General features: G+C 48.7%; 14 protein-coding genes and 1 other annotated feature. Of the genes, 12 read left to right on the top strand and 2 right to left on the bottom strand.

Annotated elements, in window-relative coordinates; all coding sequences use genetic code 11:
* Positions 1-60 precede the first annotated feature (60 nt).
* From M0651_RS06095 to M0651_RS06075, 5 genes are all read left to right on the top strand, one after another.
* A complete protein-coding gene (locus M0651_RS06095; protein ID WP_248550955.1) occupies positions 61-330 on the top strand; it encodes an ACT domain-containing protein in 270 nt (89 codons plus the stop codon).
* A gap of 19 nt (positions 331-349) precedes the next feature.
* Positions 350-1,708, top strand: coding sequence for a PFL family protein (locus M0651_RS06090; RefSeq protein WP_282577797.1), 1,359 nt, complete (start codon positions 350-352; stop codon positions 1,706-1,708).
* Positions 1,709-1,726: 18 nt separating this feature from the next.
* Positions 1,727-3,691, top strand: coding sequence for an elongation factor G (locus M0651_RS06085; protein WP_248550954.1), 1,965 nt, complete (start codon positions 1,727-1,729; stop codon positions 3,689-3,691).
* A 148-nt stretch (positions 3,692-3,839) separates the two neighbouring features.
* The gene (locus M0651_RS06080) at positions 3,840-4,418 is read left to right on the top strand and encodes a hypothetical protein (protein WP_248550953.1); all 579 of its coding nucleotides are present in this window, start codon (positions 3,840-3,842) and stop codon (positions 4,416-4,418) included.
* Between the two features lie 56 nt (positions 4,419-4,474).
* Positions 4,475-4,706, top strand: a binding site (T-box leader).
* A gap of 115 nt (positions 4,707-4,821) precedes the next feature.
* On the top strand, positions 4,822-6,381 hold the full coding sequence (locus tag M0651_RS06075; protein WP_248550952.1) for a 2-isopropylmalate synthase: 1,560 nt from the start codon (positions 4,822-4,824) through the stop codon (positions 6,379-6,381).
* A gap of 67 nt (positions 6,382-6,448) precedes the next feature.
* On the opposite strand, the gene M0651_RS06070 is transcribed toward M0651_RS06075, so the two are convergent.
* The gene (locus M0651_RS06070; protein WP_248550951.1) at positions 6,449-6,628 is read right to left on the bottom strand and encodes a small acid-soluble spore protein H; all 180 of its coding nucleotides are present in this window, start codon (positions 6,626-6,628) and stop codon (positions 6,449-6,451) included.
* Positions 6,629-6,837: 209 nt separating this feature from the next.
* Here M0651_RS06070 and M0651_RS06065 point away from each other — a divergent pair, with 209 nt between their 5' ends.
* Entirely contained in the window at positions 6,838-9,012 is a 2,175-nt protein-coding gene (locus M0651_RS06065) for a 5'-nucleotidase C-terminal domain-containing protein (protein ID WP_248550950.1), read from the top strand.
* An 82-nt stretch (positions 9,013-9,094) separates the two neighbouring features.
* Here the strand turns inward: M0651_RS06065 and M0651_RS06060 are convergent, their stop codons facing one another.
* Complete coding sequence (locus M0651_RS06060; RefSeq protein WP_248550949.1) at positions 9,095-9,232, bottom strand: DUF6254 family protein; 138 nt, start codon at positions 9,230-9,232, stop codon at positions 9,095-9,097.
* Between the two features lie 174 nt (positions 9,233-9,406).
* Here M0651_RS06060 and M0651_RS06055 point away from each other — a divergent pair, with 174 nt between their 5' ends.
* The 6 genes from M0651_RS06055 to M0651_RS06030 all read left to right on the top strand — a co-directional run bounded on the left by M0651_RS06055 (position 9,407) and on the right by M0651_RS06030 (position 12,797).
* Complete coding sequence (locus M0651_RS06055) at positions 9,407-10,066, top strand: DUF8580 domain-containing lipoprotein (protein WP_248550948.1); 660 nt, start codon at positions 9,407-9,409, stop codon at positions 10,064-10,066.
* 356 nt (positions 10,067-10,422) lie between these two features.
* A complete protein-coding gene (locus M0651_RS06050) occupies positions 10,423-10,656 on the top strand; it encodes an XRE family transcriptional regulator (RefSeq protein ID WP_248550947.1) in 234 nt (77 codons plus the stop codon).
* 375 nt (positions 10,657-11,031) lie between these two features.
* Positions 11,032-11,367 (top strand): hypothetical protein, encoded by a 336-nt coding sequence (locus tag M0651_RS06045; RefSeq protein ID WP_248550946.1) that lies wholly within the window; start codon positions 11,032-11,034, stop codon positions 11,365-11,367.
* A gap of 457 nt (positions 11,368-11,824) precedes the next feature.
* Positions 11,825-12,022: a DUF2933 domain-containing protein gene (locus M0651_RS06040; RefSeq protein WP_248550945.1), complete on the top strand. Its 198-nt coding sequence runs from the start codon at positions 11,825-11,827 to the stop codon at positions 12,020-12,022.
* A 47-nt stretch (positions 12,023-12,069) separates the two neighbouring features.
* On the top strand, positions 12,070-12,366 hold the full coding sequence (locus tag M0651_RS06035) for a prolipoprotein diacylglyceryl transferase family protein (RefSeq protein WP_248550944.1): 297 nt from the start codon (positions 12,070-12,072) through the stop codon (positions 12,364-12,366).
* Complete coding sequence (locus M0651_RS06030) at positions 12,255-12,797, top strand: prolipoprotein diacylglyceryl transferase (protein ID WP_308195476.1); 543 nt, start codon at positions 12,255-12,257, stop codon at positions 12,795-12,797. Before M0651_RS06035 ends, M0651_RS06030 begins: the two co-directional genes overlap by 112 nt.
* Position 12,798: the final 1 nt, after the last annotated feature.

The following is a 12,798-nucleotide window of genomic DNA, read 5'->3' as shown; positions in this document are numbered from 1 at the left end:
CGGAGCAGATGACTTGTCCGAAGTCTCGGGGGAGTCTTAAATGTAAAGGGGGAACTTCGTTTGAAGGGGATTATCACCGTACTGGGCAAGGACAAAGTGGGCATTATCGCCAAGGTGTGCACCTATCTGGCCGATAATAACGTTAACATTCTCGATATTTCGCAAACGATCATTCAAGGCTATTTCAACATGATGATGATCGTTGACATCTCGGCGCCGGCTAAGGGATTCGAGAAGCTGGTCGAAGAGTTGCAGGAGCTGGGCCGTTCTATTGGCGTGGAAATCAAGCTGCAGCACGAGGATATTTTCAATACGATGCATCGGATCTGAGAAGAAGGGAGGGGACCGCATGATTTCACGCGTAGAAGTACAAGAAACCAACTCGATGATCCGCGAAATGAACCTCGACGTACGTACGATTACGATGGGTATCAGCCTAATGGATTGCGCTCATGAGGACATGAATGTATTTAACCGGAACATCTATGATAAAATTACCCGTTCGGCAGAGCATCTAGTCAAGACCGGCGAGGATTTGGAGAAGCAATTTGGCGTACCGATCGTCAACAAGCGGATTTCGGTAACTCCTATTTCGATTGCTGCCGGGGGGCTGAAGACCGATACGTTTGTGCCGGTGGCGGAAGCGCTTGACCGGGCCGCCAAGGAAGTGGGCGTCAACTTTATCGGCGGGTTTTCGGCCCTTGTGCAAAAAGGCTTTACGAACGGCGATCGGGTATTGATCAACAGTATACCTGAAGCGCTGGCTGTCACGGACCGGGTCTGCTCCTCGGTGAACGTAGGCTCCTCGCGCAGTGGGATCAATATGGACGCCGTAAAACAAATGGGCGACATCATCATTCGTACGGCCGAGCGGACGGCGGACCGTGGCTCGATCGGTTGCGCCAAGCTGGTTGTGTTCTGCAACGCCGTGGAGGACAACCCGTTTATGGCCGGAGCGTTTCACGGCGTTGGGGAGCAGGAATGCGTCATCAACGTGGGTGTCAGCGGACCAGGCGTGGTGAAGCGTGCGCTGGAGGAAGTGAAGGGCAAGGATTTCGAGACGTTATGCGAAACGATTAAGCGGACGGCGTTTAAGGTAACCCGTGTGGGTCAACTGGTGGCACAGGAAGCTTCGAAACGATTAGGTGTTCCGTTTGGCATTATCGACTTGTCGCTCGCCCCAACGCCGGAGATCGGCGATTCGATCGCGGAGATCTTCCAGGTGATGGGCTTAGAGGAAGCGGGTGCACCGGGAACCACGGCTGCTCTGGCGATCTTGAACGACAACGTGAAAAAAGGCGGCGTCATGGCCTCCTCCTATGTCGGCGGCCTTAGCGGCGCCTTCATCCCGGTCAGCGAGGACCACGGGATGATCGAAGCGGTACAGCGCGGCGCGCTGACGCTGGAGAAGCTGGAAGCGATGACGTGCGTCTGCTCCGTCGGGCTCGATATGATCGCGATTCCCGGCAGCACCAGCCCCGCGACAATATCCGGCATCATCGCCGACGAAGCGGCGATCGGTATGGTTAACAACAAGACGACCGCCGTTCGGATCATCCCGGTCATCGGTAAGGACGTTGGCGAGATCGTGGAATTCGGCGGTTTGCTGGGTTATGCGCCTATAATGCCGGTTAACGCCTTTAACTGCGCACCGTTCATCGAACGGGGCGGACGGATTCCGGCACCGATCCACAGCTTTAAGAACTAGGCGGCGGGGGACGCGGCCATGTATAAAACGATAGGACTGCTGGCGCACGTAGATGCCGGCAAAACCACCTTCGCCGAGGCCTTGCTGTACCAAACGCAAACCATCCGCAGCCGAGGCCGGGTCGACCACCGCGATGCTTTTCTCGACAGTCACGAGATCGAGAAGGCACGCGGAATCACCGTTTTCGCCGACCAGGCAGAAATGAGATACGGCGAATCAACGTATTTCCTGTTGGATACGCCCGGCCACGTCGATTTCTCCGCGGAGATGGAACGGGCACTGCAGGTACTCGATTACGCCGTCATCATTGTCAGTGCGGTGGAGGGCGTTGAGGGACATACGGAGACGGTTTGGCAGTTGCTTCGCACCTATGGGATTCCAACATTTTTCTTTATCAACAAAACTGATCGCACTGGCGCTGATCCGGATCTGGTCTTCCAGGACCTAATCCGCGAGTTGAGTGGTGATGTGCTGGATGTATCCAGTTGGGTGGAAAGCGGGCGTATGGACGACACGCAAAAGGCTTGGCTTGCTGAGCGGGAAGAAGCACTGCTGGAGGTGTTTTTAGAAGGAACCGGGTCGGTTGAAGAGTGGAACGCTCACCTGGCTCGACTCATTCAGAGCGGGCAAGTTTATCCTTGCCTGCGAGGTTCGGCGTTGCTAGATATCGGGATCGACACTTTTCTCCACGCGTTGGAACGGTTAACTCGAACCACGTTTAATCCGCAGATTTCGTTTGCTGGCCGAGTCTACAAAATCCGGCATGATGAGCAAGGGACTCGAATTACGTTTATCAAAGCGCTGCAAGGCACGTTGAAGGTCCGAGATGAAATTGCCTTTGGGCCAGCTGTAGAGGGAGCACGGCGCTCAGAAAAAATCACCGGTATCCGCAAATACAGCGGGCAGCGTTTCGTCCAGACGGATTCGGTAACCGCTGGGGAACTGTTCGCGGTAACGGGATTAACCGAAGCTCATTCCGGTGAAGCCGTTGGGGCGTTTCAAGATCCGATCCGACGAGAGCTCGTACCTACGTTGCAATCCAAGGTGCTCTTTGAACCGCCTCTGCACCTGAAGGAAGTACTTCGCGTCTTCCGGTTATTGGACGCAGAGGACCCGACCTTGGGAACCCGATGGGATGAAGCGTTGCAGGAGCTACATATTCATGTGATGGGCCGGATTCAGCTGGAAATTTTGCAGCAGGTGCTATTGGAGCGTTTTCGGATGAATATCGCGTTTGGACCGCCGGAAATTTTGTATAAGGAAACGATAATCGCTCCGGTTGTGGGTTGCGGACATTTCGAACCTTTAGGGCATTATGCCGAAGTCCATTTACGGTTGGAGCCGGGAGAACGGGGAAGCGGCGTAACCTTCGTTAACGCCTGCCATGCGGATGATTTAACCGTGGGTTATCAGAACATGATTGGCCAACATGTATTGGAGCAGGAGCATCACGGTTTGTTGACCGGTTCACCCCTGACAGACGTGCGTGTGACGCTGCTGACCGGTCGATCGCATAACAAACACACCAGCGGTGGGGATTTCCGCGAAGCTACCTACCGTGCGCTGCGGCAAGGGCTGGAGCAGACGGAGAATGTGCTTCTGGAACCGGTGTATCTGTTTAAAATCAAGGTAGGATTAGATCAACTAGGCAAGGTGTTGACCGATATCCAGCAAGCTCACGGTCGGTTCGATTCACCCGAGACGGGTTTGGAGACGGCGGTCATTACAGGCGTTGTCCCGGTAGCCACTTTTATGGACTATGGGGCGGAGCTCGCATCTATGTCGCATGGGAAAGGGTCCATCACACTGAAATCCGGGGGGTATGAGCCCTGTCATCAGACTGATACGGTGATCGCTCGGAAGAACTACAACAAAGATGCAGATCCGGCGTACACCTCGTCTTCAATTTTTTGCTCCAAGGGGCAAGCGTATTCGGTGTCCTGGGAAGAGGTAAAGAATAAGATGCACGCATCAGTGGACTAAATTATCAAATATATACTTATGTTGTGTATTTACATTACAACCTAAATATCCTAAAATATACCTGTAAAAGCGAGCTGACACCACGTTCAGTTCGCTTTTTTCATTCACGGAGCAGTTGGCGTGAAATACGTGTTACAAGGAGCGAAAAATGTCTAAAAAAATCATGATCTCACTCTTTATTTTAGCAAACTTAACTTCTTGTTCGAATCCAAGTTTGAAGGATAGCCAGGCTTCTGAGGCCTATACCTTGTATAACAATATTTTTTACCATCAGTATATGAATCAACTCTCTCTGTTCTCCGAAGTTTTAAGCGGGCTGACGAAAGAGGATCTGAATGATGTTGACTTGGCTTACATCAAAGGTAAAATTGAGGGTTATTCTGAGAATAGTGGGTTCGTTTTTTATGCGTTGAGCAGAAACGACAGCCATTCATTCAATCTTGCGGTGCCTTCTGAACTACGACCTTCAATGTATGAATTAATTGGGCTAACAAACAGGATGCTGAGTTTGATCCGCAACACTTTTGATGAGAATAATAAAATCACTGTAGCAAAAGATAACCAAGAGTTGATTCTTGAAGTCATTCAGATGTGCAGGGAGCTAAACGTATCGTCAAAGTACATTAAGGATGAAGATAATAGGGCTGACTACGAAAGACAATTGCAGCTGGCGCTGATCAAAATCGAGGAACTCCAGAGTAAATTGGAAAAGCCCAGATCAAAATAAGACCTTTGGTTGACAATCCACCGCCAGGTGCATATAATAACCAATAATTCCATATGCCAAATGTGTTGATTAGAAATAGTAAAGATGACTTGACCTCTCAGAGAGCCGTTGGTTGGTGCGAAGCGGCAGTGTCCGTCATGTTGAACTCGTCTATGAACAGCTGCCTGAAATGTAGGGCCAGCCGGGATTCCGCCGTTACAAGGATAGATGGTGTTCGCCATCGAAGGAGATCATTTCATCACATGAAATGAATTAGAGTGGTACCGCGAGTTAAACCTCGTCTCTATAACAGAGACGGGGTTTTTGTGTTGATTAAATTCCGGGTTTAATCAACCTCGCTTAATATAGATTCAAGAAACTGAAGGCTTTCAACTACAATTACAAACCAGGGAGGAACTCACAGATGGACCGTTATCGCAACATTATCATATTGGATACAACGTTACGCGATGGGGAGCAAGTTCCTGGCGCTAAATTGAATGTGCGGCAAAAGCTGGAGTTTGCCCAGCAACTGAAGCGCCTCCGTGTAGATATTATCGAAGCGGGTTTTCCTGCCTCATCGCAAGGAGACTTTGAGTCGGTGCAACAAATCGCCCGAAGCGTAGGGGATCGCGTGGGGATTACGGCTTTAGCCCGAGCGGTGAAAGCCGACATCGACGCGGTGTACGAAAGTATCCGTGAAGCGCAGCACCCGCTGATCCATATCGTTCTTGGGGCTTCTAATGTACATGTGGAGAAGAAATTCAACCGCTCCCAGGATGCCGTGCTGCAAATGGGCGTTGATGCCGTGAAATATACCAAGACGCTGCTGCCCGATGTTCAATACTCCACGGAAGACGCATCTCGTGCGGACTTCGAATACTTATGGAAGACGATTGAGGCTGTCGTCAAGGCCGGAGCGACGATGATTAACGTCCCTGACACCGTTGGTTATGCGGAGCCGGAGGAATTCGGCCATCTGATCCGACGCATTCATGAGCGGCTCAAGAACCTTGACGACCGGGTCGTTCTCAGCGTGCATTGTCACAACGATCTGGGGTTGGCTACGGCCAATACGTTAAGCGCCATCAAGAACGGAGCGGAGAAAATCGAATGTACCATCAATGGGCTTGGGGAACGAGCAGGCAACGCCTCGCTGGAGGAAACGGTGATGGCCCTGAAAGTCCGCGAGGCGTTGTACGGCTGCCGCACGAACATCGATACAAAGGAGTTGACTTGCACCTCACGTCTGCTTACCCATTTGACGGGGCTTGACGTGCAAGTGAATAAGGCAATCACTGGCGACAACGCGTTTGCCCATTCCTCCGGCATCCATCAGGATGGGTTGCTGAAAGATAAACAGGTTTACGAAATTATGTCCCCTGAAGAAGTGGGGGCTGAGAGCATGGAGTTAATTCTCACAGCCCGCTCCGGCCGGCATGCGGTGAAGCATGCGGTGGAGAAGCTGGGCTTTGATGTATCCGATGCAGTGGGGTTCGAGCGACTATTTCAGCGATTCTTAATATTGGCTGATGCCAAAAAAGAAGTGTACGATCACGACCTCTACTATCTGCTGAGCGAACAGCAAGTACAGAGTGAATCCAGCCATTCGTTGTTCGAACTGGTTTCGTTCCAGGTTATTACCAATGAGGTATGTCCGACCGCCACGGTCGTCTTGAAGATCAACGGGCAAGAGCGAAAGGGCAGCGCGATTGGGGACGGACCTATCGACGCGTTGTACAGTGTGATCATAACGTTAACCGGTATCGACGCCAAGTTGACTTCCTATAAGATTAACAGCATCTCCCACGGCAAAGAAGCCATCGGCCGCGTGAATATTCAGCTTGAAGCGGGAGGAAGAAGCTACACGGGACGCGCCATGGATACCGATATCATAAAGGCAAGCGGTCAGGCATTTTTGGGTGGAATCAATGCGATGATTTTGGCCGGCGTGATTGACGAGAACATAATAAATATTATGTAAACCAAAGGTGGTCCAGATCATAAATAAGGCAGGTGGGATGAATGAGATCATCTCGCCTGCCTATTTATTATTGTTCATTAAGCTGAGATAAAGCAACCTCTTTCTCATTCTCCGGTTGACCCAGAGGAAAGATCCTTGCGGTTTCGCTCTTCTCGTCGACATGTTGGATGTAAATTGGGACACCGTCGCAAGTCACGTCTACCATGGAAGGGGAAGCAACGATCTCTTTAGCCCGTTGACTGTTCATAATTAACCTCCTGAATTCATTTCATATTTCTGTTATCCTGCTGATCATAAAATGCCCGGACCCTGTGGATCTTATTCTCTCGGCTGCTCGAAACGCTAGGGATTGTAAATTTTGTTCGCTTATTGTGTTGGAAGGATTTACATTCCATTCTCTACTACTTATATTTAATAGAGTAGTACATCAAAATGTGGTAGAGGAGGAATCGATTGATGGTATGGGGAAATAAAGCTTTCGGTAAACTGCTGGTCATAAGTACCCTTGTAGCCGGACTTGCTTCCGGAGCCGTTGGTCTTCCCGTGAATGCTGCTGATGCAGTGGGCTCGGGGGCAAAGGATTATCAGTTGCGCGTCTTACATACGAATGACACGCATGCGCACCTGGATAATATCGCACGCAGGGTAACGGCGATAAACGCAGCCAGGAACGAGCACACCGTGCTGCTTGATGCTGGGGATGTTTTCTCCGGAACGTTGTATTTCAATCAGTTTAACGGTTTAGCCGATTTATTCTTCATGAACGAGCTAAAGTATGATGCCATGACGTTTGGTAACCATGAATTTGATAAAGGACCTAGCACCTTGGCCGAGTTCATCAAGCAAGCCCAATTTCCTTTCGTTAGCGCCAACTTAGATTTCAGCTCCGATTCTGACCTTAAAGGCTTAAGCCATTCTGGAGTAGGGAACCCGGGAGAGACAGGTCAGATTTACCCTGCCGTAATTAAGGAAATCGCCGGTGAGAAGGTAGGCATCATCGGGTTGACCACACCTGAAACCTCTGTGTTGTCGTCACCGGGTCCTGCCATCAAGTTCGCCGACGAAGTCCAAAGCGCACAGAAACAAGTCGACGCCTTGGAAGCGGAAGGAATCAACAAGATCATCGTGTTGTCTCATCTCGGGTACACCATTGACCAGGATCTGGCCGAAGCCGTCGACGGCATTGATATTATCGTAGGTGGACACTCTCATACCAAATTGACAACGCCGGAAGTGCATCACGCCGAGCAAGAGCCAACCCTGATCGTACAAACGGGCGAATATAATCAAAATCTAGGCCAATTAGATGTCACATTTGATGCAACCGGGAAGCTGACCGCTTGGAAAGGCGAGTTGATCGCGCTGGACGCGAAAGACGATGCAGGAAATTTCTTGATCAAAAGTGATGCCGCAGCGGAAGCCAAGCTGAAGGAATACGCCGCGCCATTGGAAGAGCTGAAAAAGACCGTGATCGGCAAATCAGACGTCCTCCTGGACGGCGAACGCGGCAGCGTCCGCAAACAGGAAACCAATTTGGGGAACCTGATTGCCGATGGGATGCGTTCAAAGGTCATGAGTATCGTGAAGGAAACTGGGGTTAAAGGTTATGTCACAATTCAGAACGGCGGCGGCATCCGGGCTTCGATAAAAGCTGGAGACATCACCTTAGGCGACTTGCTTACGACGATGCCGTTCGGCAACAATCTTACCGCTCTGAAGATGACCGGCGCCGAAATTACCGCCGCACTGGAAAACGGCGTCAGCGGCGTCGAAAATGGAGAAGGGCGTTTCCCTCAAGTTTCGGGCCTGCGATTCTATTACGATTCGACTAAACCAGGCGAAGTGATCGACGACGTCACGGGCAATAAAACGCAAAACGGTCAACGCATCGTTAAAGTTCAAGTTCAAAACGAAGACGGCACTTATACGGATATCGACCCCAACGCTTTCTATATTGTTGCGACCAATTCATTTATGGCTGGAGGCGGAGATTTCTACGCTTCCATGAAGCAAGCGAAAGATGACGGTCGGTTCTATGAACTGAATCTGGTAGACTATGAAGTGTTCCGCGAACACCTCGATCAAGTAGGGCATGTAAAGGCCGCCCTTCAAAGTCGGATTACGGACCTGAAAGGGGCCGCGCTTCCGACGGAAGCCGGTGGAGCAACACCGGTGGACCCAGTATCGACTCCGGACACGGGTTCGGTCGGATTTACGGACATTTCCTCTGATCCCCATGCCGCTCTAATCAAAGAGGCGGCTGCAGCCGGGATCGTACAAGGGTATGGCGACGGAACCTTCCGTCCTGCTGCGGAAGTAACACGAGCTGAGTTTGCGGTGATGGTCAGCCGGGCCTTTAAGGTGACTGCAGCTTCAACAGCAACTGGTTTCACCGATGAAGCGGATGTCCCATCTTGGGCGATACCGGCGGTGAAAGCACTGAAGGGGGCAGGGGCTCTCGAGGTGTTTGGCTCTCAAACGTTCCTCCCGAAAAATTCACTTACCGTTAAAGAGGCTGCCGCGGTTATTGCTAAAGCATCGGGCAAAGAAGCCAATTTGGCGGGCTTATCCGCCGATTCCAAAGTCACGCGCAGCGATCTGGTATTGCTGTTAACGAGCGCTCTAAAATAGTTAGAACAACACACCGCCTCGTCTATTTTAGATGGACGGTGTGTTTTCAATTTCGGGGGAACGGTCGAATATTTATGGTTGATCACTTCAACTTCGAACCGCTAGATCCCTGATCGTATTCGTTAGACAATTCCTCCAGAGACTTGATGGGACCATGCGGATTTTGAGCTTGTTTACGGCTCTTCCTTGCATTTTCTTTGCTTTTGGTGGAACGGGTCATTGGGGAGAACTCCTTTCATCAAAGTTGGAAAGCATCTGCCCTCCATTACGATAGGTTGTTTCGTGAGAAGACCAAATATACAAAATGGGATGATCAATGGCATGCAGATTCGAATAAGGTAATAGGAAAGTGAAGTTATGCATATGGACTAACGATAGAAAGGAGTGATCTACCATGCTGAAAAAGCATAATGTATGGATGAAATTTGCGTTATTCGGCATTGTTCTGTCCCTAACGGCATGTTCGGGAAGGGCAACGGAACCATCTGCTAATTCGAATCATTCACCCCCGGTGAAAGAAGAGGCCCCAGCTCCTGCACCGGAGAATAACAAACAGAATGATAACGTTAATGAAGAACCAAATGTGACACGTCCAGAGGTCGAAAGTTTCGAATTGTTGACAGGGGAGGGGAATCAGACGCTGGAGGCGAAATTGCATCAAGGCGAAGGTTTCAGCTTTTATGTATTCGACAAATTCGCTTTTGACGATGCCGAGGGGCGTTTGTACCTAAATAGCAATCCGAAATACGAGGTCAAGATCGAGGCATTACCCGCTAATTATGATCTGGAGCAGCTTCAAACGAAGGGAAGAACGGAATTGGAGGCATTCGGGGAAGTGAAGGATTTCAGTGGGGAACTGATCGAGCATCCCTTGGGTTTTGCTGAAGTCTACCTTCAAGCCTCAGGTAGTGAAGGGATAAGCGATTATATCGTATGGAAGTCTGCTGCAGGTGACGGATTCTTGTTCCGGCTTCAGAATCCCAAAGGGGAGGAAGCTGCTGAGTTTGCCGGACCCGTATGGGTGTCGTTATCGACGGTTCAGAGTGAATCATAGCGGTGAGTATGAGCGTAAGCATACTTATATAACAAAAATGGGAGAAATCCAATAATGGTGTCTCCTATTTCTTTTGTTAGAGTAGTTCATTTGCTCCTTTGTTAGTCAGATTGAATTCAAATAGCTCAATTGGTATATTTCTCAAATGTAAATACCGCAACATAATCCATGAAATTGAGTTCATATAAGAGATGGGATAGGGGGAAGAATACAAATAGATCTGTGGGAGTTATTTCCCGATACAGCAGGATATTATTTGTATTTGTCTCTTCATCTGAGGAAACTATACAAGGGACAGTTATTTTTATGTTATGGACTTTAGATTAAGCATATCTTCTGCGGGAGGTCACCGCTTCTTGAAATTTGAACTAGGACGTTGTTTATTGAATGAGCGATTGATGGAATCCGGAAAATCAGCTGAATGGCTGGCAAAAGACTTGCTATTAAGACCGGAACGAGTTTACGACTTCATTGATAACAAAAGAGTGATGCCACTCAAAATCGCCATATCGATCGCCGATTCCATCGGTTGTGATGTTCGTGCTCTTTATGAAATTGTTCCGGATAATAATGAATTAAAGGGAGAATAAAAGGCAATATACTCTTAGCACATCCTATAGAAGGGAAGCCAGCGAGATCACTTCTCCCTGGCTTCTTAATCCTATTTCAACACACTTCCCCCGAAAAGAAAGCGTTTTTCCCACAGAGAACCAGATACGATGACAACAGCTAATGATTTCTTCACGCTGAGTATCCTCCTGATGTTTTTTGTGAAACTGACGACATCCTATCATAGAAATTCAGGATTTGTTTAGGTGTAATATTTGGTAACGAAATAGGAGATAATTATACGGGATCTCCACAAAAACCACATACTTTTCACATTAATTTTGTTTAAAATAGGTACCACTTAATAATTCTATTTAGAAAATAATGAGAATTCGTAGGAGGCTTATGAAAAAACAATGCAATTTGGAGTCGCCTTTTTAGCCTTGACAATCGTGCTAACAGCTTGTACGAACTCTGGAAACAACAAGGCTGCCAAAGATGAGAACTCCATTCAAACTAGTGGCATTGCGATCGTTTCTGAGGGATTACCTCAAATTCCATGGATTGCTTCTAAAAATACGACTCGGATCAATACGGATGATCCCATTCAGGCTGCAGTATTGATTTCACAGACGCTTTGGATGGCTACAAGCGAGGATAATCGGCCAGGAAGTGTCATTCTGACCTCCGTAGATAACTGGCAAAATGCAGTCCTTAGCGCCGATTTGATCAATCATAACACCGGGACATAACTTTTCATTTGTAAACAGTGATTCACCGAATTTGGCCATAGCTGCAGCTCCTTTCTCGCATTTAGGGAAACACGCTCCGTTGTTGTGGACCAGCAAGGATTCAATGCCTGAAAGTGTAATGTCCTATGTCATGTCTGTGCAACCGAAGTTTGAGAAGTCCCCAACGGAAGGTCCCTATAACCACGCATGGCTTACTGGGACGGTGTCCACGATTAGTGAAGCTGCCCAAGGGGAAATCGACTCGATGCTAGAAATCGTGGCCAAGACTTCAGGGGGAGGACATGGTGGTCACTAACCGACCGATTTATATCTTTTACATGAAAAAACGCGGTTCTCTGAGCCGTGTTTTTCTTTTTTTAAAAATCCATATATTTCGCATGCTTTCTACACGCTTTCCACACAATCGCCCTATACAATTGGATGTATCAAATGAACTATTTATGAGGGAGGAATACAAATGGATTTGTCCTGGTTGCTGTTGTTGGCTTGTCCGTTAATGATGGTATTGATGATGTTTGGAATGAAGGGGCATGGTCACGGTCATGGCTCTCATAAGGAGCATTCACCAAATAACCAAGTGATGCAAGCACAGCTTGACGAACTAAAAGCACAAAATGAGCAAATGAAGCAAGAAATTCAAAGACTATCCCGGTAAACTTATTTGAAATCGGGGGATTCTCCCTCAGATCGTATGGCGTCGTAGTGGGTTTGGCTGTTTTGCTTGCCGTGGGCGTAGCTTATTTTTTAGCCCGTGGGACGCAATACCAGAAACACATTTATAATCTCGTATTCTATGTACTCATCGGTGCGATTCTGGGAGCCAGAATATGGCATGTATTCTTTTTTAATGGGGATATTATTCGCAACATCTATCTGAAATCTTCGCGATTTGGAATGGGGGAATCTCAATCCTCGGAGCGATCGTCGGCGGTTTCGCAGCCACGGCAATTTATACTCGGAGAAATCAACTTTCATTCTGGGAACTCACCGATATTTTAGCTCCGGCAGTCATATTGGGGCAGGCCGTGGGCAGGATTGCCTGCTTCCTGAATGGAGTTGCATTTGGAGCGCCGACAGGCACTGGCTTCGGCATCGTGTATCCGGAAGGAACAATGGCCTTTGATCGGTATGGTGCCGTACCGCTATGGCCGGCCGAAATTTGGGAGGGGCAGCTCGATTTGATTGTCTTTGGTGTTCTCATGGCTTTGAAGAATATCAAGCTTCCTGTAGGGGGACTATTTTTAAGTTATACTATGATGTATGCGCTGGTCCGGTTTTCTCTCGAATTTCTGCGTGGAGATTCACCACGCTATGCCTTGGAATGGACGGCTGGACAGTGGACCAGTGCAGGTATCTTCCTGATCTCTGCAACTTTAATGGTTTATTTCTTCTTTAAACGGAATCATCAGACTAATGCAATTCCTATGTAAA

Origin of the sequence: Paenibacillus mellifer (assembly GCF_023195895.1) — a bacterium.
Classification (GTDB): domain Bacteria; phylum Bacillota; class Bacilli; order Paenibacillales; family Paenibacillaceae; genus Fontibacillus; species Fontibacillus mellifer.
Note: the sequence above shows the minus strand (reverse complement) of the source record. Positions and strands in the feature narration are given on the sequence as shown.